Raw genomic sequence first — 20,560 nt, forward strand, 5'->3', positions numbered from 1 at the left:
GATGGATATTTTCAACGCCATCATTCAGACGCTGGACTCGACCATCCGCCTGTCCGTGCCTCTGCTGCTTGCCTGCCTCGCTGGCCTCTATTCGGAACGCGCCGGCATCTTCGACATCGGGCTTGAAGGCAAGATGCTGGTCGGCGCCTTTGCCGGTGCCGCGGCGGCCGCCGTCTTCCATTCGGCCTTTCTCGGCCTCGGCATGGCCATCGTGGTTTCTGTCGCTTTCGCCATGGTGCACGGCTTTGCCTCGATCACCCATCGCGGCAACCAGATCGTTTCCGGTGTGGCGATCAATTTCATCGCGGCGGGGTCAACCATCATCCTTGGCCAGGCCTGGTTCCAGCAAGGTGGGCGCACGCCCGCGCTGGGGGAGGGTGAGCGCTTCGCGCCGATAACCCCGGCGACCGTATCGGATTTCCTGGCCAACTATCATTTTGGCACCGACAGCCTGGCGGATGTCCTGATATCGATACGCGGGCTGATTTTGTATGTGCCGGCTCTGATCGCCAACGCGATTGGAAACATCCCCGGCGTCGGCCCGGTTTTCAACGAGCTGATCCTCGGCCACTCGATCCTCGTCTATCTCGCTTTCCTGATGGTGCCGTTCACCTGGTGGGTGCTGTTTCGCACCCGCTTCGGCTTGCGCCTTCGCGCGGTCGGCGAGAATCCGGCGGCGGTCGATACCGCCGGCATTTCCGTCGCGTGGCTGCGCTACCGGGCGCTGATCTGTACGGGCATCCTCACCGGTGTCGCCGGCGCCTATCTGTCGATGGCGCAAAATGGCGGCTTCGTGAAGGACATGACCGCCGGCAAGGGCTATATCGCGCTGGCGGCGCTGATCTTCGCCAAATGGAAGCCGGTCAACGCCATGTTCGCCTGCCTGCTGTTCGGCTTCCTCGACGCGCTGTCGATCCGCCTGCAAGGCTCGCCGCTGCCGATCATCGGCAAGGTGCCGGCGCAGTTCATGCAGGCGCTGCCCTACATTCTCACCGTCATCCTGCTCGCCGGCTTCATCGGCAAGGCGATCCCGCCGCGCGCCGGCGGCGTGCCCTATGTCAAGGAACGCTGAGCGCCGGCTTTTGGACATGATCATCGGAGAGAACACCTAGATGTCGCATGATCTGTTCGAAGCGGCCCAGGCTGCCATGGCCAAGGCCTACGCACCCTATTCCAAGTTTCCGGTGGGTGCCGCGCTACGCACCGAGGATGGGCGCGTCTTTACCGGCGCCAACATCGAGGTTGCGTCCTATCCGGAAGGCTGGTGCGCCGAAACCACGGCGCTTGGCCATTACATCATGGGCGGCGGCGGCAGGATCACAGAGATTGCCGTCATCGCCGAACGCATGGCGAAATGCTCGCCTTGCGGCGGCTGCCGGCAACGGCTGGCCGAATTCTGCCAGCCCGACACAAAACTCTATCTCTGCGACAACAGCGGCGTGGCTGAAACCGTGACCATGGGCGACATGCTGCCCTACGGCTTCCGTGGCGATATCTTGAAATGAAGAGCTGGCTGAAATGACGGAAAAGGCCCTCGATCATCTCGTCGAAAAGCTGGACGGGCTGGCGCCGGCCACGGCACTGGTGCTGGGTTCGGGCCTGGGCGGGCTGGTCGATCAGATTGAGAACCCGGTCCGCATTCCCTATGCCGACCTGCCGGGCTTTCCCAGAAGCGGCGTCACCGGCCACGCCGGCGAGGTGGTGGCGGGGCTGTTTGCCGGTACGCCGGTGTTGATGCTGTCGGGCCGCGCCCATTATTACGAGCACGGCAACGCCGCCGCCATGCGGCCGGTGCTGGAAGTGCTGGCCGGCATCGGCATCACGAAACTGATCCTCACCAATGCCGCCGGTTCGGTCGATCCGGAGATGGCGCCGGGGTCGGTGATGCTGATCACCGATCACATCAATTTCTCGGGCACCAATCCGCTGATCGGAGAGCCGAGCGACCGCCGCTTCGTCGGCCTGACCGAAGCCTATGACGCTGGCATCCGCAAGGCGATCGAGCGGGCGGCCAAGGCAACCGGCACCAGGCTGCACAAGGGCGTCTACATGTGGTTCTCGGGGCCGTGCTTCGAAACACCGGCCGAAATCCGCATGGCGCGCGTCATGGGCGCGAACGCCGTCGGCATGTCGACCGTGCCGGAGGTCATTCTTGCCCGCTTCCTTGGGCTGCGCGTCGCTGCCTGCTCGGTGGTTACCAACCTTGCCGCCGGAATGACTGGCGCGGAGCTATCGCATCAGGAAACCAAGGACATGGCGCCGGTCGGCGGGGCACGGCTGGCGACGATCCTCCAGCGTGTGTTCCGCGACGGGTTGCCGGAGAGTGAAGGTTCCGCCTGATGCTTCCGCAGGAAATCATCCGCCGCAAGCGCGACGGCCAGAAGCTGTCCGCGCAGGAGATCGCCGCGCTGGTCGATGGCGTGACGTCGGGCGCTGTGTCGGACGGCCAGGTCGGCGCCTTTGCCATGGCGGTGTTCTTCAACGGCATGAGCCGCGATGAAGCCGTGGCGCTCACCATGGCCATGCGCGATTCCGGCGACGTGCTCGACTGGTCGGATCTGCCAGGACCGGTCACCGACAAGCATTCGACAGGCGGCGTGGGCGACAATGTCTCGCTGATGCTGGCGCCGATCGTGGCTGCCTGTGGCGCCTATGTGCCGATGATTTCCGGCCGTGGCCTTGGCCACACCGGCGGCACGCTGGACAAGATGGATGCCATCCCCGGTTATGTCAGCCAACCCGACATCGCGCTCTTCCGCAAGGCGGTGCTGGAAACGGGCTGTGCCATCATCGGCCAGACCGCCGATCTGGCGCCAGCCGACCGCCGGCTCTATGCGATCCGGGATGTGACGGGCACGGTCGAATCGGTGCCGCTGATCACCGCCTCGATCCTGTCGAAGAAACTCGCGGCCAGCCTGCAGTCGCTGGTGCTCGACGTCAAGGTCGGCAATGGCGCCTTCATGGAGAAATCGCGCGACGCGACCGCGCTGGCCAACAGCCTTGTCGAGGTCGCCAACGGCGCCGGGCTGAAGGCCTCGGCGCTGATCACCGGCATGAATGAACCACTGGCGTCCGCCGCCGGCAATGCGGTCGAGGTGCGCAACGCCGTGGATTTCCTCACCGGCCGGCTTCGCGACCGCAGGCTGGAGGAAGTGACGCTGGCCCTGGCCGCCGAAATGCTGCAATCGGCCGGGCTGGTGTCGTCCAATCAGGACGGCATGCGGCGCGCCACCGAAACGCTGGCCAGCGGCCGTGCCGCCGCCACCTTCGCGCGCATGGTGGCGGTGCTGGGCGGCCCTGCCGATTTCATCGAGAGGCCGGAGAAATATCTGCCTGCGGCGCCGACGGAATTCGTTGCGAGGGCGAGCGGAAACGGCTTCGTCACCGGCATTGCCACGCGGGATATCGGCCTGGCCGTGGTCGGGCTTGGCGGTGGCCGCACAAGGCCGGATGACAAGGTCGATCCGGCGGTCGGCATCACCAGACTTTTGCCGATCGGCGCGGAGGTTCGAGACGGCGAGGCACTGGCGCTGATCCATGCCCGTTCCGCCGCGGATGCCGAAGCCGCGGCAACGGCCGTGCGTTCGGCCTATACGGTCGGCGTTTCGAAGCCTGTAGCCGACAAGAGCGTCATCCGGCGCATTCTGCCGCGCGGCTGAAGTCAGAAAAGTTTCCGGTTTTCGGTCTACTGAACGAGCAGCAGCGCGCCGTTCTCGGCCTGATATTTGTCGAGCCGGTTGAGGAAGCTCATGCCGATCAGATTGGTTTGCAGCGCCCTGTCGTCGAGCACGATGGCCTGCACGTCGTTGATGGTGATGCTGCCGATCTGCAAGCGGTCGATCATCACCACGGCCGCCTTGATGGAGCCATTGGCGGTGTTGACCTCGCGGTTGAAATCGGACGCGTTCAGCGACAGGCCAATCCTGCGCGCCGTCGAGGTGTTGACGGCGACGAGCGTCGCGCCGGTGTCGATCATGCCATCGACCTGTCGGCCGTTGAGCTTGAACGTCGATGAGAAATGGCCACGCGCATCGGCATTGACGACAACCTTGCGGCCAAGCAGTTGCGGCGTCGTCGGCTTGTTGGGCACCGAGACCAGGTTCACGTCCGGTTGCGCTTCGTCCGCCGGCTTGGCGGGTACCGCCGATTTCAGCAGGCCGTCGAAGGCCTGCGGGTTTGTCTGAAAGATGATCGGGATCGATGCCGATATTCCGGCAAACGCGCCAAGGATGAGAAGCTTTTGCAGCATGGATCGGCCTTTGTGGGAGCCGATCCTTAATCCCGGGATGGTGTTTGCCGCTTTAACGCCAGCCGAAACCGTGCGTTTTCGTAAACGATTGGTAAACGCGGCTACTTGGTGCCGTACATCCGGTCACCGGCATCGCCGAGCCCTGGCATGATGTAGCCCTTTTCGTTGAGCTGGCGGTCGATGGAGGCGGTGAAGACCGGAACGTCAGGATGCGCCGTGGTAAAGCGCTCGATGCCTTCCGGTGCGGCCAGCAGGCAGAGAAAGCGGATGTTGGTGGCGCCGCGTTCCTTCAACTTATCGATCGCCGCGATCGCCGAATTGGCGGTGGCCAGCATCGGATCGACAACGATCACCAGCCGGTCGCCAAGGTCGCTCGGCGCCTTGAAGAAATATTCGACCGCTTCGAGTGTCTCGTGGTCGCGGTAGAGGCCGACATGGGCGACGCGCGCCGCCGGCACGAGGTCGAGCAGGCCTTCGAGCAAGCCATTGCCGGCGCGCAGCACCGAGGCGAAGACAAGCTTCTTGCCTTCCAGTGTCGGCGCTTCCATCGTCTCCATCGGCGTCTCGATTGTGGTCGTCGTCAGTTCGAGGTTGCGGGTGACCTCGTAGCCGAGCAGCAACGAGATTTCGCGCAGCAGCCGCCGGAAACCGGCGGTCGATGTTTCCTTCTTGCGCATGATGGTCAGCTTGTGCTGGACAAGCGGATGGTCGACGACGGTGACACCCTTCATGGTGTTCTCCTGAATTCCAGCTGTTGGAACGACCCTATCGGCAATGCGTCCCGCAAGGAACCGTTTGCCGGCGCCGACCACAGCTTTGTCGAAGAAAATCAGCGCGCGCTGCCGTTCAGCTTGGCGAGAAGGGCGGTCCTGGTCTTCCTGTCGACGAAAGCGGCTTCGATGGCCGTGCGGGTGACATTGGCCAGCGCCTTCTCGTTCATGGCGAAATGCTCGGCGGCGATGTCGTATTCGCGCTTCAGCGAGGTCCAGAAATAGGGCGGATCATCGGAATTGAGCGTCACCTTGCAGCCGGCCGCCTGCAAGGCCGGAAACGGATGGTCGGCAAAGCTGTCGAAGACTTTCAGCGCGATGTTGGAGCCAGGGCAGCATTCGAGAACGATCCCTTCGTCGGCGATGCGCCTGACAAGGTCCGGATTCTCGATGGCGCGCACGCCATGGCCGATGCGGGAAGGGCGGATGTGGTCTAGCGCTGCCGCCACGCTTTCCCAGCCCATCAACTCCCCAGCATGGATGGTGATGCCGAGCCCAGCTTCACGCGCGATCTCGAAGGCACGCACATAATCCTCGAAATCACCCATCCGCTCGTCGCCGGCGACGCCGAAGCCGGTCACCAGCGGATTGCCGCAGCGTGCCGCGAAGCGCGCCGCCTGCTCGATGGACTCGACGCCGACATGGCGTACGCCGGTGACGATCATGCGGCCTTCGATGCCGGTCTTGGCCTTGGCGCGGGCCATGCCTTCACCAAGCGCATCGGTGTAGGCCTTGGGCGACAGGCCGGCCTTTTTCGCATGATCCGGTGAGGTAAAGACCTCGGAATAGATGGCGCCATCGCGGGCAAGGCTGGTCAGATAGTGGTCGGCCAGCCGGGCATAATCCTCCTCGGTGCGGAACAGATCGGCGGAAAAATCGTAAGCCGCGAGGAAGGAGGTGAAATCGTGCCAGACAAAGGAGCCGTTCTGAATATAAGGCGAGGTGTCCTTGCCGTATTTCCTTGCCTGGCTGATGACGAGTTCGGGCGCCGCCGCCCCTTCGATGTGGCAGTGCAGTTCTGCTTTCAAAGGCATTCAATCTTCCCGTCTGGTCGGTCCAGGTCGCAAACGCCCACCACCTGGAAGCGCGGCCGAACACCGCGCCTTAAACAATAGCGCCCGCACCATCGATCGGCTATGGTCCCGCCGGTTTTATGACGGATCAAAAAAATGTCAGTTGAGCGAACCACGGCCGCGGGCGGCATGGAAACCTCCTATGGTTTCAAGCGTGTAGGGGCTGAAGACAAGCAGTCCCTGGTCAACGATGTTTTCCACAAGGTTGCGAACCGCTACGACCTGATGAACGATCTGATGTCGGCCGGACTGCATCGGCTGTGGAAGGACGCCATGGTGACATGGCTCAATCCGCCAAAGAGACCGGGCTGGCGCGTGCTCGATGTGGCCGGCGGCACCGGCGACATCGCCTTCCGCATCGTCGAGGCCAGCCATGGCCATGCCCATGCCACGGTGCTCGACATCAACGGTTCGATGCTGGCCGTCGGCCGTGACCGCGCCGAGAAGAAGGGCATGTCGCGGAATACCGATTTCGTCGAGGCCAATGCCGAGGAACTGCCTTTCGCGGATGCCACATTCGACGCCTATACGATTGCTTTCGGCATTCGCAACGTGCCGCGCATCGATGTCGCGCTTGGTGAGGCGTTCCGCGTGCTGAAGCCCGGCGGCCGCCTGCTTTGCCTCGAATTCTCCGAAGTCGAAATGCCGCTGCTCGACAAGGTCTATGAGGCCTGGTCGTTCAAGGCCATTCCGGCGATAGGCAAGGCGGTGACCGGAGACGGCGAGCCCTATTCCTATCTGGTCGAATCGATCGCCAAGTTTCCTAACCAGCAGAATTTTGCTTCCATGATCACCCGCGCGGGCTTCGACCGCGTCTCGTTCCGCAATTATTCCGGCGGCATCGCGGCACTTCATTCGGGCTGGAAGCTTTGAGGCTGACCCGCATTCTTCATGATCGATGTGCTGTATGCCGGTTCGCAAAGCCAGCAGGGCGAGCCCACTCATGAGCACCGTTGCCGCTGGATTTCGGCTTGTACGGGCCGGCTGGGTGCTGGTCCGCGAGGGTGTCGTTGCCGCTTTGCCGGGCGAGGAATTGTCAGGCCTGCCGAAATTCGGCTGGCGGCTGGCGCGGCTTTTCACTCGCCGCCGCGCGCTGGCCTATGAGCGCAGCGACCGGCTGGCCAAGGCTGTGGTCCGGCTCGGCCCGTCCTATGTCAAGCTCGGTCAGTTCCTGGCGACCCGGCCCGACGTCGTCGGCAACGACATGGCGCTCGATCTCGCCATGTTGCAGGACAAGATGCACACCTTTCCGAAGGCCGAAGCGGTCGCGGCGATCGAAGCCTCGCTCGGACGCAAGATCGGTGATCTCTACACGCAGTTCGGCGATCCTGTCGCGGCGGCCTCCATTGCCCAGGTTCATGCCGCCGACACGGTTCGTGACGGGGTCACCACGAAAGTTGCGGTGAAGGTGATCCGGCCTGGCGTGCGCCGGCGCTTCTTCCAGGATCTCGAGAGCTATTTCCTCGCCGCCCGCCTGCAGGAAAAATACATCCCTTCGTCACGCCGGCTGCGGCCGGTGGAGGTGACCGAGACCCTGGCGCAGACCACCAGGATCGAAATGGATCTCAGGCTTGAGGCGGCAGCGCTCTCGGAACTCGGCGAGAACACCAGGGATGATCCGGGCTTTCGCGTGCCTTCCGTCGACTGGGAGCGTACGGGCCGCGACGTGCTGACCATGGAATGGGTCGACGGCGTCAAGATGAACAACATTGCCGGCCTCGAAGCCGCCGGTCACGATCTCAAAGCGATTGCCACCAACCTCATCCAGTCGTTTCTACGGCATACACTGCGCGATGGGTTCTTCCATGCCGACATGCATCCGGGAAACCTGTTCGTCGAAGCAAACGGCACCATTGTCGCTGTCGATCTTGGCATTGCCGGCAGGCTTGGCAAGAAGGAGCGCCGGTTCCTTGCCGAGATCCTCTACGGCTTCATCACGCGCGACTATCTGCGTGTCGCGGAAGTGCATTTCGAGGCTGGCTACGTGCCGCGCCAGCACAATGTCGCGGCCTTCGCGCAGGCGATCCGGGCGATTGGCGAGCCGATCCATGGCCAGCCGGCCGAGACGATTTCCATGGCCAAGCTTTTGACGCTGCTGTTCGAGGTGACCGAACTGTTCGACATGGCGGCGCGGCCCGAATTGATCCTGTTGCAGAAAACCATGGTCGTGGTCGAAGGCGTGGCGCGCACGCTCGATCCTGCCTTCAACATGTGGAAGACCGCCGAACCGGTGGTGGGCGGCTGGATTGCCGGCAACCTTGGTCCGCGTGGCCTGATGGTCGATGCGCGCGATGGCGCCAAGGCGCTGTTGGCCTTGGCCCGTCAGGCGCCGGAGCTCGCGGCCCGCACCGAGCGGTTATCGCGTGAGATCGACCTGATGGCCGAACACGGCCTGCGCTTCGACGAGACCACGGCGCGTGCCATCGGCAAGGCCGAGGCGCGTTACAGCCGCTCCGGGCGGCTGGCGCTTTGGGTGATCGCGCTGACGTTGATCTATATCGCCTGGAAGCTGGTCTGAATGACTGCAACGACAGCATTGCTGTCATTGCAGTCGGGATTTGGTAGCACTATATAGCGTGCAGGAGTGCGCATATGGCCAGGATTACAGTCCGCAATCTGGAAGATAGTGTCATGCAGCAGCTGCGTGAACGCGGCGCGGCGCGCGGCGTTTCCATGGAGCAGGAAGCGCGGGACATACTGGCGGCATCGGTTGGACTTCCGACCACGAAGGGCTTCGACCACCGAGGCATGACATTCAGGAAGACTGCGGCTCAATCGAGCGCAGGGGTGCAAGAGTAGTCATGGGCACCCTGACCATCCGCAATCTCGACGACGATCTGAAGCAGAGGCTGCGCGAGCGCGCGGCCAGACATGGCGTGTCGATGGAGCAGGAGGTGAGAAGCCTGTTGCTCAAGGAGGCGATACCGGCCAGTGAGCATGACATCGTTACCGCAGAGGAGATCCTCGAGTTCGGCAGACGATTGAGAAAAGTGGACTTCGATCAAAAGAAGCTGACCGATGATCTCTGGTCGTTTGTCGAGGAGGGCTGACCTTGGTCGTCGACACCTCGGCAATTTTGGCTATCCTGAAGCAGGAACCTGATGCACCGGCAATTGCCCAGCGCCTTGCGGGAAATCAACGGATATTGATGAGCGCCGCAACCATGATGGAATGCGGCACGGTTGTCGGCGGTCGTTTTGGCGTGGCAGGCACGGCCGCGCTGACGGGCCTTCTGACAAGGCTGAAAGTCACGATTGTCGCTTTCTCGGCCGAGCACGCGCAGGCTGGAATAGAGGCCTATGCGCTCTATGGCCGGGGCAATGGCCATCCGGCAAAACTCAACATGGGGGATTGTTTCGCCTATGCCTTGGCCAAGACCCAAAACATGCCGCTGCTTTTCAAGGGCAATGATTTCATCCATACCGATATCGAACCGGCTCTGAAGCCGGCATGACATATTACAAGAACTGGTCCCGGCCATGACCCTTTCCGGCAAGCGCATCCTGCTCATCATTGGCGGTGGCATCGCCGCCTACAAGGCGCTCGACCTGATCCGCCGGTTGCGCGAGCGCGGCGCGGCGGTGCGTGTCGTCATGACATCGGCCGCGCAGGAGTTTGTCACCACGCTGTCGGTCGGGGCGCTATCCGCCGACCACGTCTTCACCGACCTGTTCGATCGTCAGGACGAGCATGATGTCGGCCATATCAGGCTGTCGCGCGAAGCCGACCTGCTGGTGGTGGCGCCAGCGACGGCGGACCTGATGGCCAAGCTCGCCAATGGCCATGCCAATGATCTCGCCTCCACGGTGCTTATTGCCACGAACAAGCCCGTCTTGATGGCACCGGCGATGAACCCCAGGATGTGGGCCCATCCAGCGACGCGCCGCAACCGTGCGACACTGCAGAAGGACGGAATTGCCTTTGTCGGCCCGGCCAAAGGTGAGATGGCCGAGAGCAACGAAGCCGGCGAAGGCCGCATGGCCGAACCGCTGGAGATCGTCGCCGCCATCGAGACGCTGCTCGATGTCAGCCCGAAGCCGTTGTCGGGCCGCAAGATCATCGTCACGTCCGGCCCCACGCATGAGCCGATCGATCCGGTGCGCTATATCGCCAACCGTTCGTCGGGCAAGCAGGGCCATGCCATCGCGGCGGCCCTGGCAAGGCTTGGCGCCGATGTGCGGCTTGTATCGGGGCCAGTGAACATCGCCGATCCGGTTGGCGTGAAAACCATCCATGTCGAACGCGCCGAAGAGATGCGCGATGCGGTGGAACAGCTTCTGCCGGCTGACGCGGCCTTGTTCGTGGCCGCCGTCGCTGACTGGCGCACCCAGAATTCGGCGGGTGAGAAGATCAAGAAGGTGGCCGGCGAGGGGCCGCCGGCGCTGCAAATGGTCGAAAATCCCGACATTCTCGCGGGCATCGGCCATCACAGGCAGCGTCCGTCGCTGGTGGTCGGCTTCGCCGCCGAAACACAGGATCTGGTCGCCAATGCCGAGGCCAAGCTGAAGAAGAAAGGCGCTGATTTCATCGTTGCCAACGATGTCTCGCACGAGAGCGGCATTGGCCCTTCGGGCGTGATGGGCGGCGACCGCAACCGGGTCCGTATCGTCTCGAAAGCCGGCATCGAGGAATGGCCGGAGATGAGCAAGGACGAAGTGGCTGCTCGGCTCGCCGCCCTGATCGCGGATCGGCTGAAGACGGTGGTCGTCTAGATCACGATCTCCGGCTGGGCCGAAAGGGATCAGGCTTTGGGGCGGCTACGATGCGGCGACGTTTTTTCGGAGGTTGCCAATGACTCGTTTGATTGCATGGCAAGGCGCAGCGCTTTCAATCTGGCGGTTTTGTCTTCACGCGCCGCCCGCTCGGCGGCAATGACAATCTGAGATTCGCGCTTGGCCCGTTCGTCGCGCTCCGTATCGACCTTCGCTCGGTTCATATGCCGCTTGCCCTTGCTGCCGGCACATCGAAATGAACACTTCTGCCACGTTGCACGGCCAGTTCGATCACCAGGTTCACAAGCTCGGGATCGGACAGGGCACAGTTCGGCATGGCCGATTTCAAAGCGAGAAGCGCGTGTGCCGTTGATATGGGCGTTGCCACTGTCTTCCTGCTGTCAATGTACTGTTCCGCGACCTGCCGGAACGTCGGTTTCTGAATTGTCGTCATCTCGCCAGATCCTCCTCCGCGTCATGGTGCAGCGAGGCGGCGGCGTTGACGATTACAAATGATGGTTCCGCGGCCTTTTTTCGTGCTGTGCTTGGAGAGTAGTCAGTCGCACCAGCCCGAGGAGATGACCAGCGATGCCTCGAAGATGCGGTGTCCGTCCTCGTCGCGGACCTTGACCGTGATGGCCGTTCGATCGCCTTCCAGCATCTCGTCTCGAACGATATCAGGCAATATGCGGATTGCTTCTCGCCGCAGGCGTTCGCGTGTTTCGAAAACCTGGCCTTCATCGTCCACCGTCAGGCCGTCGCCGTTGTAAAGGTCAAGATAGTATCGAGGCATGGTGCGGCTCGGCTTAACTTGATGGCCCAAAGGTATGATTCAACCGTCAATTCGCGGGCTAATCGATTGTTCCATCAGTGGTGGCATTTGCCGGAGAATAAGCGCAGTCTAACAAATGTTAATGCCCGTCACCGCCCGAAGGCCTAGTGCAGCGGCAGCCGCCCCTTGCTTCCGACACAACACTTGGCGATCGGCTCTGAGCCCTGTCGCTGGAGGTTGCGGTGCTTGAACCCCTTTATCTGAATCTTGGCCAGCATGATGCGCTTTCCGATGCGGAGAAGGCGTTGCTCGCCGGTGCGATGACGTTCGAGAGGCATTTCTCGATCGGCCAGGACATCGTGGCCTCCGGGTCGCGCCCGACCTACAGCACCCTTATCCTCGATGGCCTGGCAGCGCGCTACAAGGTGCTGGAGAATGGCGGCCGGCAGTTTACGTCATTGCAGGTGCCGGGTGACTTCGTCGACCTTCATGCATTCCTTCTGAAGACCATGGACCACGGCATTGTTGCCCTGTCTCCCTGCCATGTGATCTTTTCCGATCACAGCCGGCTTCGTGCGATTACAGAAGAGGCGCCGCATCTGACGCGCCTGTTGTGGCTGGACACATTGGTCGATGGCGCGATCCACCGCGAATGGATCGTCGCCATGGGGCGACGCTCCAAAACCTCGCATCTTGCCCATCTTGTGTGCGAGCTTTTCGTGCGGCTGCAGGTCGTCAAACGCACCAACGGGATGAGTTTTCATTTGCCGCTCTCGCAAGCGGAAATGGCCGATGTGCTGGGCCTGTCCGTTGTGCACATGAATCGCGTCATTGGCGCTCTGCGCAAGTTTGGCGTCGTCAGCTGGGCAAACCACACGGTGACCATTCTCGATTGGCACCGGCTGCAGGAAATCGCCGAGTTCGACCCAACTTATCTCAGCATGATGCGCGAGCCGCGCTAGAGGTGGCTGGCCGCCGGCATCGGTCGGTTCGCTCTGGCGGACATGCGAAGTGCCGCCAGGCATCCGACAACGCCGAGCGGCACGAAGGCGAGGAACAGCAAGGACGCGACATTGGCGGCCGCCTCGCGGTTGAGACCTTCCGAAAAGCCGCTGGCGTTGGCGATGATCCCTGCCAGCGCCGCGCCCACCGCGTAGCCGATACGTTGCATGGTCGGCACCGCGGCGGAGGCGATCGTCTGTTCGCTGTTGGGGGCGGAGGCCACGATGACGCGCGTGAGGAACGGCCAGGCGATGCCGAAGCCGCCGCCCTGCAGCAGGGCGCAGAGCAGGATCAATGGAATCGACCCCAGCGGCACCGTGTAGGCAAAGCCGGCTATGCCCGCCGTGATCATCATCGCGCCGGCGACGATGATCAGCCGTTCGCGTTGCGGCGGCGCGTTGGCGACAAGGATCGACAGGATCGACCAGGCGATGGATTCCGCTGCAATGATGTAGCCGGTCGTCAGGATCGGAATGCCGTGCAGGCTGGTCAGAAGCAGTGGGCCGTAGACGCCGAACGAGCAGGTCGCCACCGAAAAGGCCGCGACCATGGTCATGCCGGCGCCGACAGGCGAGCGCCACGAGAAAAGCCGCGAGGGGAAAAGCCGGGACAACGGCTTCAGCGCGTCGATGCGGAAGAACAGAAAAAGTCCGATCAGGCCGACGACCATCAGCAGGGACGAGCGCAGCAACGCGATGTCGACCCCGGCCGAGGCGATCAGGACAACGCTTATGGCGAGACAACCGAGTGCCGCGAAGGGGAAGGGCGGGGCTTTGCCCGAAGTTGCCTTGGGCCTGGTTGCTTCCGGCGTGTTGAGCACGATGAAGCTCGCCAGCGCCATGACCGCACCGCCAAGCGTGAAGATGCCGAAGGCCCAGCGCCACGACAGGAGCTCGGTCAGGATCGCGCCGAGCATAGGACCGCTGAAGGCGGCGACGCCCCAGATAGCCGACATGATGCCGAAGAGCTGCGGCCAGATGGAGCGCGGAAAGAGCCGCTCGACCGAGACATAAGCCAGCGATACCAGCGCGCCGCCGCCCAGGCCCTCGATCAACCGTCCGGCAAGGAACAGTTCCATCGAGGGCGCGGTGGCGCAGACGAGCGCGCCGACACCGTAGAGCAGGGCAGCGGCCATCATGTTGGAACGAAGTGCTACATAGCTCACCAGCCGGCCGGCCGCGGCACCGGCAACGATGGCGCCGAGTTCGTAGATCGCCAGCGACCAGCCGACCAGCTGCACGCCGGCCAGCTCGCCGACCATGGCCGGCATTACCGTTGCCACCATTGTCTCATTGGTGGCGTGCAACAGGATGCCAAGGCTGACGAAGCAGAATCGCGCCAGATCGCCGGTCGCCCACAAAGCGCGCCAGTCGACCTTGTTTGTGCTGATGTCGGTCACGTTAACTCCTCGAATCTTCCATAACTTGACGCAAGCACGGGACACCAGAAGCCAGCTCCGACTTCCGGCAGGACCATGCACCGGCCAAAGGCGTGGGAGCGCGTTTCGTGCCCAATCGGGCTTGCCGCTCCGTTCGAAGCAGGCTTGTAGAACCTCAACCGAGGTTGAGCTCAAGCAGTTTTTTCAAGAGGGAATTTTCGCGATGCGCCGACGATAGATCGACGATCAGTTCTCGGTGCTACGCAACTGGAACTGGCTGACGCCGATCGCGATGTTGATGCCGGTTTGCGTCTGCAGGCTGAGCGGCTGCAACGTGAAGGCCTGGGACGAGCCGCCGACCAACAGGTTGGCGCCGGCGCCAACCGCTGCCGTGACCTCGGCGCTGGCGCCGATATAGTCGCCAGCCAACGCACCCGGCGCATAGATGTTTTTCAGCGGCGTCAGCACCAGCCACTGCATCACCGTCTGCTTGGTGGTGCCGATGTCGAGTCCGTATTTGTTGACGACACCGAAATAGGCTTCCGGCGTAAAGGTCTTGTCAGCAGGGGTGAAGGTGCAGCTCAGATCCTTGCTCGAGCCGAAAATGTAACCGGTGCCGCCGCCTATCGCACAATCCAGCGTGCCGAGTTCAATGCCTCGGTCCTGCGCGCTCGCCGGGCCGGCGAGAGTGGCCGCGAGGGCGGCGATGGCGACAAGCGTCTTTGGCATTCGGGACCTCGGTCGTGCGGCGCGGGACGGGACGGTTGATCCTATCCGGTTCCGCGCCGCACGGTGAGGCATCAAGATGATTATTTGTAGGAGTGAATCAGCTCAAGCGAGGTGACCGCGACCGCCAGGTTGACGCCCGTCTGCGCCTGTGCGCTCAGCGGCTGCAGCGAGAAAGCGCTGTCCAGGCCACCGACCAGAAGATTGGCGCCGCCACCGGTGACGACGCTGGCTTCGGCGTTCACGCCATAATAATGGCCGGCAAGATCGCCGGACTCGCGGCTGCGCGTCGCTGCCAGGACAGACCATACCAACTGGCCCTGATGCGTCTGGCCGAGATCGATGCCCAGCTTGGAGATCACACCGGTGTAGGCTTCCGAAGGGCCACCATGATGCGGGCGGAAGGTGCAAGCCACGCCCTTGTTGGAACCGATGACAAAGGAAGTGCCGCCGTCGATGGTGCAGTCGAGCACGCCGAGCTCCAGCTTGCCGGCACTGGCCGGGGCGGCAAACACGGTCGTGGCTAGCGCGGCGGCGCAGATGAGTTTCTTGATCATGGTGAGGTCCTTTCGCAAATGCCTGCAATAACGGCTGAAGTGAGCAGACCGTTCCGCCGAAAACTTGGCGCGAACAAGGCAAGGGGTCAGCGCTTTGACCCCTGTGGTTAAGGTTGAGTGACAGTGTTGCCGGCGGATCGCGCGCAGGCGAGGCATTGCGGCGCCAGCCGGGTTCTAGCCGGCCGCGGCGCCCGACGTGCGTGACAGGCCATCCTTGGCCGGCTGGTAGCTCGGATCAAGGTGGACGGCTTCGCGATAGGATTTCGCCGCCTTGGCCTTGTCGCCGCGTCTTTCATAGACGAGAGCCTGGTTGGCCCACGCTTCAGCGCTCTTGCCATCCAGCTTGATCGCCATGTTGAAGTCGGCGAAGGCGTTGTCCTCGTCGTTCTGTGCCAGATAGGAGAGACCCCGGCCGTTGTAAGGCTCGGCAGCGTCCGGCGCCAGCGAGATGGCGGTCGAGAAATCCTCGATGGCGAATTTGTGCTGGCCCTGGCTTTGATAGATCAGGCCGCGATTGTGGTAGGCGCGCGCATCAGTGGTGTCGAGCTGGATCGCCTTCTGGAAATCGTTGAAGGCTTCCTGGGTGCGACCGGCCTTGCGATAGAGATTGCCGCGGCCGATATAGGCGGCGTCATAACTGCCGTTGATCTGGATCGAGTGGTTATAGTCGTCCAAGGCCGCCGGCTGATTGCCGAGGAAACGCTGGATGAGAGCCCGGTTCGAATAGGCCTGGTAGAAATTCGGGTTCAACTGGATCGCGGTGTTGAAGTCCTTCAATGCCGCCTGGTACTGGCCGCCACGGCCATAGGCCGAGCCGCGCACATTGTAGCCTTCAGGATCTTGGGGATTGCGCTGGATCACCGCCGACAGCGAGGAGATGTTCTCGCTCGACCCCTGTGCCTTGTCGATGTTGTTGAACTCGCCGGTTGGGCCAGCCGTCTGGCAGCCTGCGAGTGCCAACCCGGAAAGCAGGGCTGCCGTCAGGGCGAAACCGCGCCAAGTGGCTCGGCGCTCCACGGTGATTGCGTTCATATCTGCCCTGTCCTCACTGCCGCCGCGCCGCTCAGGTCCGGTTCCCCCTCCGGGCCGGGTCAAAGGTATCGCAAAATCCTAGGCCGTACGCTGCGCGTCCAATTCAACGCCCATCGCTCTAAACAAAAAGGTGGCGGCGATTCCGCATCGCGCCACCTCTGATATCCTTCGAAAAGGACGAAAAATTGGCGTTAGAACCGCGGCGGGCGCGGAGCACCACCAGGACCACCGGCGGCGCCAGCAGCAACCGGACGCGGGGTCATCGGCAGCAGGCCTTCGCGCTGTGCGCGCTTGCGGGCCAGCTTGCGGGCGCGGCGGACGGCTTCAGCCTTCTCACGGGCGCGCTTCTCGGAAGGCTTCTCGTAATGGCCGCGCATCTTCATTTCGCGGAAAATGCCTTCGCGCTGCATCTTTTTCTTGAGCGCGCGAAGCGCCTGATCAACGTTGTTATCGCGGACGAGTACCTGCACGGGCAATCCTGTCTTTCGTGTTTGAAATCAACAGGCAAGCAGCCATAGCCACTAGCCTCCGCGGCGGTCTACACCACGAATTGTGGCGGCTGATACCAGAATCATGCCGCGCTGTCCACTGTCCACGGTATGTGTTTTCGTTTTTCTGGGCCTTGGGAGTGCGCCTGGCGGCAACCAATCCCGGTCCGACAGGCGGTGCTCAGGTGGCGCCGCCATTCATCGCGACAGCCTCGCCTGGCGTTGGAAGCAGTGAAAATCCGTCGTGGAATTCGGCGTAATCGCAGGTGATTTCTTCGCCCGCCGCGATGTCTCGGGTCGCGGTGGCGCCGCCAAACTGGGAAAAATCGGTGTTCGGATCGTCGGCATGGTTCATGAAGCGGCCATTGTCGACTTCATAGACCATGAAGCCCGGCTTGTCGGGACTCGGATAGGCATAACGCTCCAGCAGTTCCTTGAGGTGGGGCGGTGCGGAAACCGCCTTTGCCACCGGGATCAGCCGGTCGAAATCCGGATCGAGCCGCCATATCGAGGCACCTTTGCGGATCGGCACGGCGGCAAAGACGCCGACGCCTTCGATACTGCTCGCGGCGACGTAGGTGCTGATCAGCAGCATGGTCTCTCCCTGCCCGAATGTTCTTGTGCCGAGATAGGCAATCGACAATCTTCAGGCAAAAGCAAGACCATCTGCTTGAGATTTCGGGTCACGTCCGGTTGATCGAGACGCCGCCATCGGCAAATAGTGCGGTTCCCGTGGTGAAACTCGAGGCGTCGGAAGCCAGATAGAGTGCCGAGCGCGCGATCTCTTCGGGTTGCGCCATGCGCTTCAAGGCGTGGATGCCTTCGACAAAGGCGCGTGCTTCCGGCGTGGTGGTGGTCGCACCCGGCGTGTCGGTGCCGCCGGGCAACAGCGCGTTGACGCGCAAGCCCTGTGGTCCGTATTCGGCGGCGAGAACCTGCGTCAGCCCGATCAGGCCCGCCTTGGCGGCGGCATAGGCGGCCATGCCGGGTATGCCGGCGGTGCGGCCGACAAAGCTGGACGTGAAGATCAGCGAGCCGCCGCCGCGCTCCAGCATCGCCGGTATCTGGTGTTTCGCGCAAAGGAAGGCGCTGGTCAGATTGGTGTCGATCGTTCCGTGCCAGGTCCTTGGCGACATGTCGGGCACCGGACCCATCGGGCCGACGGCGCCGGCGTTGTTGAAGGCGATGTCGAGCCCGCCGAACCTCTCCACGGCGAGGCGGACCAGCGCTTTCGCGAAGTCCTCCTCGGTAACGTCGCCGGCGAGCGCGACGGCGACGCCATCGGCCTCCTCGATTTCGGTGACGAGGGCGTCAAGCTCCGCCTGGCGACGGCCGGTGACGACGAGCTTGGCGCCTTCCTCGGCAAACAGCTTCGCGGTGGCGCGGCCGATGCCGGAACTGGCGCCGGTGACGATGGCGATCTTGTTGGTGAGTGCGAGCATGTCTGGCATCCTTTTCCCTTGCGCCAGCTTCGCCGGCGATCGGATGCTTGGTCGCAAATGGGGCGGGTTGGAGCCACCCAAAACCTGACAGGCTTCTCGGAGTTACTGCTTCAGCAACCACTCCAGGCGATCAAGCGAGCAGGCATAGCTGACGACGATCAGCAGAGCCATGGCAATGCCCGTGGCCGTGTGACCGGCGAGATGGAATCCGGCGGCACCGCCAAACAGGATGACGAGTTCCATCACCAGCCGCACCATGCCTGGAACCGGAACCGGTGCGCGGCCTGACCGGCTGGGATCATTGAGCACGGCGAATGTGCCCCACAGCACCGCAGCGATGAGCGGCAAGGCGAGGGCGAGGATCCAGCGCCATATCCCACCTGAGAGGCTCCAGCCTGCAATGCCGAGGCCGAGCAGGGCCGCGAGCTCAAGCAGGAAGCGCAACGTCATATTCCACCAGGCATTGCCCACAATCGTTCTCCCGAGACTCACGGCAAGCAGTGTGGCTGAAGGCACTTGCAGCCGCCAGATTGCATGTGTGTTTTTCATCGCGGCGCAAAACGGCAAGCGCCGTCGCAAACAGCGCAAGGGTGGAAGCCGCGTTTCGCTAGTGATACACCTCGCGCGCCGAGGCCTGATGAACGCTTGGCTGCCATTTGCGAGGCTGGAACGTTGAAAAAATATTCGGTATTCGCCATCGCCCGCGAGGCCATGCGCGGCCACAAGGGCTGGGAGGAACAATGGTCCTCGCCTGAGCCGAAGAAGGAATACGACGTCATCATCGTCGGCGCCGGCGGCCACGGTCTTGCCACCGCCTATTACCTTGCCACGGTGCACGGCATCACCAATGTCGCCGTCCTGGAAAAGGGCTGGCTCGGTGGCGGCAACACCGGCCGCAACACCACCATCATCCGCTCCAACTATCTCTATGACGAGAGCGCTGGCATCTACGATCATGCGCTGAAATTGTGGGATGGGTTGAGCCAGGAACTCAACTACAACGTCATGTATTCGGCGCGAGGCGTCATGATGCTGGCGCATAATGTGCACGACGTGCAGGTGCTGAAGCGCCACGTCCATGCCAACCGGCTGAACGGCATCGACAATGAATGGCTGACGCCTGAGCAGGCGAAGGAATTCTGCCCGCCGCTCAATACGTCCAGGGAAGCCCGCTATCCGGTGGTCGGTGCGGCGCTGCAACGCCGTGGCGGCACGGCGCGGCACGATGCCGTCGCCTGGGGCTATGCTCGCGGCGCCTCGGCGCGCGGCGTGCACATCATTCAGAATTGCGAGGTCACCGGGGTCAAGCGCGCGCCGAACGGCGCCGTCATGGGCGTCGACACGACACGCGGCTTCATCGGCGCCAAGAAGGTCGGCGTCGTTGCCGCCGGGCATTCGTCCGTCATCATGAACATGGCCGGCGTGCGCATGCCGCTGGAAAGCTATCCGCTGCAGGCGCTGGTGTCGGAGCCGGTCAAGCCGGTGGTGCCTTGCGTGGTGATGTCCAACACGGTGCACGCCTATATCTCGCAGTCCGACAAGGGCGAACTGGTGATCGGCGCCGGCACCGACCAGTATGTCTCCTATTCACAGACCGGCGGCCTGCACATCCTGCAGCATACGCTGGATGCGATTTGCGAGATGTTCCCGATCTTCACGCGCATGAAGATGCTGCGCTCCTGGGGCGGCATCGTCGACGTGACGCCGGATCGCTCGCCGATCCTGGCCAAGACGCCGGTGCCTGGCCTCTACGTCAATTGCGGCTGGGGCACGGGCGGCTTCAAGGCGACGCCGGGCTCGGGCCATGTCTTTGCCCATACGATTGCCAAAGACGATCCGCATCCGATCAACGCGCCCTTCACCATCGAGCGCTTCCGCACCGGCCGGCTCATCGACGAAGCGGCGGCGGCGGCGGTGGCGCACTGATGATGATGGCCGAAGTGGCAGTCGCTGTGCCGCTGATGCTGGCGGGGGAACAAGGCATGTTCCATTTTCCGACGCCGGAAGAGGTGCGGCTGCAACCGATCAGCCGCGCCGGCAACGAAGCGGGCTGGCCGTTTTCAATCGACGAGGGGACGCTGGCCTGCGTCTGGAGCGCCGGCCAGAAAGTGGTCATGTTCTTTGAAAGCAAGCCGGACGACCTTGACGAAGACGAGACGTTCAAACCGAGCGGCGTCATCGTCACCACGGATCCGATGCAACTGACGCTGGGCAACATGGCCAACCGCGATCTGTTTCGAGCCTCGGCAAGCGTCGAGGAGCGTATGGCACTTGTCGCGCCCTTTGTGACCATGGGCCAGAAGCTTTGCGATCAACCCGCCGGCGCGCGCGTCGGCCACGGCGAATTGTAGGAACAAAT

27 protein-coding genes are annotated in these 20,560 nt (G+C 62.8%); 13 read left to right on the forward strand and 14 right to left on the reverse strand.

What is annotated here, in order from left to right; genetic code table 11:
- Position 1: 1 nt before the first annotated feature.
- From GA829_RS10095 to deoA, 4 genes are read left to right on the forward strand one after another with little or no spacing between them, the layout of a single operon-like run.
- The gene (locus GA829_RS10095; protein WP_195178350.1) at positions 2–1,072 is read left to right on the forward strand and encodes an ABC transporter permease; all 1,071 of its coding nucleotides are present in this window, start codon (positions 2–4) and stop codon (positions 1,070–1,072) included.
- A 40-nt stretch (positions 1,073–1,112) separates the two neighbouring features.
- Entirely contained in the window at positions 1,113–1,505 is a 393-nt protein-coding gene (gene cdd, locus GA829_RS10100; RefSeq protein WP_195178351.1) for a cytidine deaminase, read from the forward strand.
- A 13-nt stretch (positions 1,506–1,518) separates the two neighbouring features.
- Complete coding sequence (locus GA829_RS10105; RefSeq protein WP_195178352.1) at positions 1,519–2,340, forward strand: purine-nucleoside phosphorylase; 822 nt, start codon at positions 1,519–1,521, stop codon at positions 2,338–2,340.
- The gene (deoA, locus tag GA829_RS10110) at positions 2,340–3,659 is read left to right on the forward strand and encodes a thymidine phosphorylase (RefSeq protein WP_195178353.1); all 1,320 of its coding nucleotides are present in this window, start codon (positions 2,340–2,342) and stop codon (positions 3,657–3,659) included. The genes GA829_RS10105 and deoA overlap by 1 nt, the downstream gene beginning before the upstream one ends.
- 26 nt (positions 3,660–3,685) lie before the next feature.
- On the opposite strand, the gene GA829_RS10115 is transcribed toward deoA, so the two are convergent.
- From GA829_RS10115 to GA829_RS10125, 3 genes are all read right to left on the reverse strand, one after another.
- Positions 3,686–4,249, reverse strand: a complete 564-nt coding sequence (locus tag GA829_RS10115; protein WP_195178354.1) for a TIGR02281 family clan AA aspartic protease — start codon at positions 4,247–4,249, stop codon at positions 3,686–3,688.
- Positions 4,250–4,350: 101 nt separating this feature from the next.
- Positions 4,351–4,980, reverse strand: a complete 630-nt coding sequence (upp, locus tag GA829_RS10120) for a uracil phosphoribosyltransferase (RefSeq protein WP_195178355.1) — start codon at positions 4,978–4,980, stop codon at positions 4,351–4,353.
- Between the two features lie 98 nt (positions 4,981–5,078).
- Entirely contained in the window at positions 5,079–6,053 is a 975-nt protein-coding gene (locus GA829_RS10125) for an adenosine deaminase (RefSeq protein ID WP_195178356.1), read from the reverse strand.
- Positions 6,054–6,188: 135 nt separating this feature from the next.
- Here GA829_RS10125 and ubiE point away from each other — a divergent pair, with 135 nt between their 5' ends.
- The 6 genes from ubiE (at position 6,189) to coaBC (ending at position 10,804) form a co-directional block, all read left to right on the forward strand.
- Positions 6,189–6,965: a bifunctional demethylmenaquinone methyltransferase/2-methoxy-6-polyprenyl-1,4-benzoquinol methylase UbiE gene (gene ubiE / locus GA829_RS10130; protein ID WP_195178357.1), complete on the forward strand. Its 777-nt coding sequence runs from the start codon at positions 6,189–6,191 to the stop codon at positions 6,963–6,965.
- 70 nt (positions 6,966–7,035) lie between these two features.
- Positions 7,036–8,610 (forward strand): 2-polyprenylphenol 6-hydroxylase, encoded by a 1,575-nt coding sequence (gene ubiB, locus GA829_RS10135; protein ID WP_195178358.1) that lies wholly within the window; start codon positions 7,036–7,038, stop codon positions 8,608–8,610.
- A 74-nt stretch (positions 8,611–8,684) separates the two neighbouring features.
- A complete protein-coding gene (locus tag GA829_RS10140; RefSeq protein WP_195178359.1) occupies positions 8,685–8,891 on the forward strand; it encodes a FitA-like ribbon-helix-helix domain-containing protein in 207 nt (68 codons plus the stop codon).
- 2 nt (positions 8,892–8,893) lie between these two features.
- Positions 8,894–9,142: a FitA-like ribbon-helix-helix domain-containing protein gene (locus GA829_RS10145; protein ID WP_195178360.1), complete on the forward strand. Its 249-nt coding sequence runs from the start codon at positions 8,894–8,896 to the stop codon at positions 9,140–9,142.
- 26 nt (positions 9,143–9,168) lie between these two features.
- Positions 9,169–9,546, forward strand: coding sequence for a type II toxin-antitoxin system VapC family toxin (locus GA829_RS10150; RefSeq protein WP_308462339.1), 378 nt, complete (start codon positions 9,169–9,171; stop codon positions 9,544–9,546).
- A gap of 25 nt (positions 9,547–9,571) precedes the next feature.
- Positions 9,572–10,804 (forward strand): bifunctional phosphopantothenoylcysteine decarboxylase/phosphopantothenate--cysteine ligase CoaBC, encoded by a 1,233-nt coding sequence (coaBC, locus tag GA829_RS10155; RefSeq protein WP_195178362.1) that lies wholly within the window; start codon positions 9,572–9,574, stop codon positions 10,802–10,804.
- Positions 10,805–10,833: 29 nt separating this feature from the next.
- Here coaBC and GA829_RS10160 read toward each other — a convergent pair whose 3' ends face one another.
- From GA829_RS10160 to GA829_RS10170, 3 genes are all read right to left on the reverse strand, one after another.
- Positions 10,834–11,028, reverse strand: coding sequence for a hypothetical protein (locus tag GA829_RS10160; RefSeq protein ID WP_195178363.1), 195 nt, complete (start codon positions 11,026–11,028; stop codon positions 10,834–10,836).
- The gene (locus GA829_RS10165; protein ID WP_195178364.1) at positions 11,025–11,258 is read right to left on the reverse strand and encodes a hypothetical protein; all 234 of its coding nucleotides are present in this window, start codon (positions 11,256–11,258) and stop codon (positions 11,025–11,027) included. Before GA829_RS10165 ends, GA829_RS10160 begins: the two co-directional genes overlap by 4 nt.
- Positions 11,259–11,360: 102 nt before the next feature.
- Entirely contained in the window at positions 11,361–11,597 is a 237-nt protein-coding gene (locus GA829_RS10170) for a DUF6894 family protein (protein ID WP_195178365.1), read from the reverse strand.
- Positions 11,598–11,818: 221 nt separating this feature from the next.
- On the opposite strand from GA829_RS10170, the gene GA829_RS10175 reads away from it, so the two are divergent.
- Positions 11,819–12,538 carry a Crp/Fnr family transcriptional regulator gene (locus tag GA829_RS10175; RefSeq protein ID WP_195178366.1) on the forward strand — a complete coding sequence of 240 codons (720 nt, stop codon included), beginning with the start codon at positions 11,819–11,821 and terminating at the stop codon, positions 12,536–12,538.
- Here the strand turns inward: GA829_RS10175 and GA829_RS10180 are convergent.
- The 8 genes from GA829_RS10180 to GA829_RS10215 form a co-directional block, all read right to left on the reverse strand.
- Positions 12,535–13,977: an MFS transporter gene (locus GA829_RS10180; RefSeq protein ID WP_195178367.1), complete on the reverse strand. Its 1,443-nt coding sequence runs from the start codon at positions 13,975–13,977 to the stop codon at positions 12,535–12,537. The two genes, GA829_RS10175 and GA829_RS10180, sit on opposite strands and share 4 nt — an antisense overlap.
- A 225-nt stretch (positions 13,978–14,202) precedes the next feature.
- Entirely contained in the window at positions 14,203–14,685 is a 483-nt protein-coding gene (locus GA829_RS10185) for a DUF992 domain-containing protein (RefSeq protein ID WP_195178368.1), read from the reverse strand.
- Between the two features lie 80 nt (positions 14,686–14,765).
- Positions 14,766–15,239, reverse strand: coding sequence for a DUF992 domain-containing protein (locus tag GA829_RS10190; RefSeq protein ID WP_195178369.1), 474 nt, complete (start codon positions 15,237–15,239; stop codon positions 14,766–14,768).
- A 174-nt stretch (positions 15,240–15,413) separates the two neighbouring features.
- A complete protein-coding gene (locus GA829_RS10195; protein ID WP_195178370.1) occupies positions 15,414–16,271 on the reverse strand; it encodes a tetratricopeptide repeat protein in 858 nt (285 codons plus the stop codon).
- Between the two features lie 191 nt (positions 16,272–16,462).
- Positions 16,463–16,741 carry a 30S ribosomal protein S21 gene (rpsU, locus tag GA829_RS10200; RefSeq protein WP_023671138.1) on the reverse strand — a complete coding sequence of 93 codons (279 nt, stop codon included), beginning with the start codon at positions 16,739–16,741 and terminating at the stop codon, positions 16,463–16,465.
- 199 nt (positions 16,742–16,940) lie between these two features.
- Positions 16,941–17,354, reverse strand: a complete 414-nt coding sequence (locus GA829_RS10205) for an SET domain-containing protein (protein ID WP_195178371.1) — start codon at positions 17,352–17,354, stop codon at positions 16,941–16,943.
- An 88-nt stretch (positions 17,355–17,442) separates the two neighbouring features.
- Complete coding sequence (locus GA829_RS10210; RefSeq protein WP_195178372.1) at positions 17,443–18,201, reverse strand: SDR family oxidoreductase; 759 nt, start codon at positions 18,199–18,201, stop codon at positions 17,443–17,445.
- Between the two features lie 102 nt (positions 18,202–18,303).
- Positions 18,304–18,672: a YrdB family protein gene (locus tag GA829_RS10215; protein WP_195178373.1), complete on the reverse strand. Its 369-nt coding sequence runs from the start codon at positions 18,670–18,672 to the stop codon at positions 18,304–18,306.
- A gap of 201 nt (positions 18,673–18,873) precedes the next feature.
- Between GA829_RS10215 and GA829_RS10220 the strand changes: the two genes are divergently transcribed.
- Together GA829_RS10220 and GA829_RS10225 are read left to right on the forward strand one after the other, a co-directional pair.
- The gene (locus GA829_RS10220; RefSeq protein WP_195178374.1) at positions 18,874–20,127 is read left to right on the forward strand and encodes a sarcosine oxidase subunit beta; all 1,254 of its coding nucleotides are present in this window, start codon (positions 18,874–18,876) and stop codon (positions 20,125–20,127) included.
- Between the two features lie 2 nt (positions 20,128–20,129).
- Positions 20,130–20,552, forward strand: a complete 423-nt coding sequence (locus tag GA829_RS10225; RefSeq protein ID WP_195179594.1) for a hypothetical protein — start codon at positions 20,130–20,132, stop codon at positions 20,550–20,552.
- Positions 20,553–20,560 lie beyond the last annotated feature (8 nt).

This window comes from Mesorhizobium sp. INR15 (genome assembly GCF_015500075.1).
GTDB lineage: Bacteria > Pseudomonadota > Alphaproteobacteria > Rhizobiales > Rhizobiaceae > Mesorhizobium.

What these genes read in the sequence shown, in the direction of transcription:
- GA829_RS10205 (WP_195178371.1), bottom strand. Translation starts at nt 17,354, where the DNA reads ATGCTGCTGATCAGCACCTACGTCGCCGCGAGCAGTATCGAAGGCGTC.
- GA829_RS10185 (WP_195178368.1), bottom strand. Translation starts at nt 14,685, where the DNA reads ATGCCAAAGACGCTTGTCGCCATCGCCGCCCTCGCGGCCACTCTCGCC.
- coaBC (WP_195178362.1), top strand. Translation starts at nt 9,572, where the DNA reads ATGACCCTTTCCGGCAAGCGCATCCTGCTCATCATTGGCGGTGGCATC.
- cdd (WP_195178351.1), top strand. Translation starts at nt 1,113, where the DNA reads ATGTCGCATGATCTGTTCGAAGCGGCCCAGGCTGCCATGGCCAAGGCC.
- upp (WP_195178355.1), bottom strand. Translation starts at nt 4,980, where the DNA reads ATGAAGGGTGTCACCGTCGTCGACCATCCGCTTGTCCAGCACAAGCTG.
- GA829_RS10190 (WP_195178369.1), bottom strand. Translation starts at nt 15,239, where the DNA reads ATGATCAAGAAACTCATCTGCGCCGCCGCGCTAGCCACGACCGTGTTT.
- GA829_RS10140 (WP_195178359.1), top strand. Translation starts at nt 8,685, where the DNA reads ATGGCCAGGATTACAGTCCGCAATCTGGAAGATAGTGTCATGCAGCAG.
- ubiB (WP_195178358.1), top strand. Translation starts at nt 7,036, where the DNA reads ATGAGCACCGTTGCCGCTGGATTTCGGCTTGTACGGGCCGGCTGGGTG.
- GA829_RS10195 (WP_195178370.1), bottom strand. Translation starts at nt 16,271, where the DNA reads ATGAACGCAATCACCGTGGAGCGCCGAGCCACTTGGCGCGGTTTCGCC.
- GA829_RS10095 (WP_195178350.1), top strand. Translation starts at nt 2, where the DNA reads ATGGATATTTTCAACGCCATCATTCAGACGCTGGACTCGACCATCCGC.
- GA829_RS10125 (WP_195178356.1), bottom strand. Translation starts at nt 6,053, where the DNA reads ATGCCTTTGAAAGCAGAACTGCACTGCCACATCGAAGGGGCGGCGGCG.
- GA829_RS10160 (WP_195178363.1), bottom strand. Translation starts at nt 11,028, where the DNA reads ATGAACCGAGCGAAGGTCGATACGGAGCGCGACGAACGGGCCAAGCGC.
- GA829_RS10165 (WP_195178364.1), bottom strand. Translation starts at nt 11,258, where the DNA reads ATGACGACAATTCAGAAACCGACGTTCCGGCAGGTCGCGGAACAGTAC.
- GA829_RS10210 (WP_195178372.1), bottom strand. Translation starts at nt 18,201, where the DNA reads ATGCTCGCACTCACCAACAAGATCGCCATCGTCACCGGCGCCAGTTCC.
- GA829_RS10115 (WP_195178354.1), bottom strand. Translation starts at nt 4,249, where the DNA reads ATGCTGCAAAAGCTTCTCATCCTTGGCGCGTTTGCCGGAATATCGGCA.
- GA829_RS10145 (WP_195178360.1), top strand. Translation starts at nt 8,894, where the DNA reads ATGGGCACCCTGACCATCCGCAATCTCGACGACGATCTGAAGCAGAGG.
- GA829_RS10105 (WP_195178352.1), top strand. Translation starts at nt 1,519, where the DNA reads ATGACGGAAAAGGCCCTCGATCATCTCGTCGAAAAGCTGGACGGGCTG.
- ubiE (WP_195178357.1), top strand. Translation starts at nt 6,189, where the DNA reads ATGTCAGTTGAGCGAACCACGGCCGCGGGCGGCATGGAAACCTCCTAT.
- GA829_RS10225 (WP_195179594.1), top strand. Translation starts at nt 20,130, where the DNA reads ATGATGGCCGAAGTGGCAGTCGCTGTGCCGCTGATGCTGGCGGGGGAA.
- GA829_RS10170 (WP_195178365.1), bottom strand. Translation starts at nt 11,597, where the DNA reads ATGCCTCGATACTATCTTGACCTTTACAACGGCGACGGCCTGACGGTG.
- deoA (WP_195178353.1), top strand. Translation starts at nt 2,340, where the DNA reads ATGCTTCCGCAGGAAATCATCCGCCGCAAGCGCGACGGCCAGAAGCTG.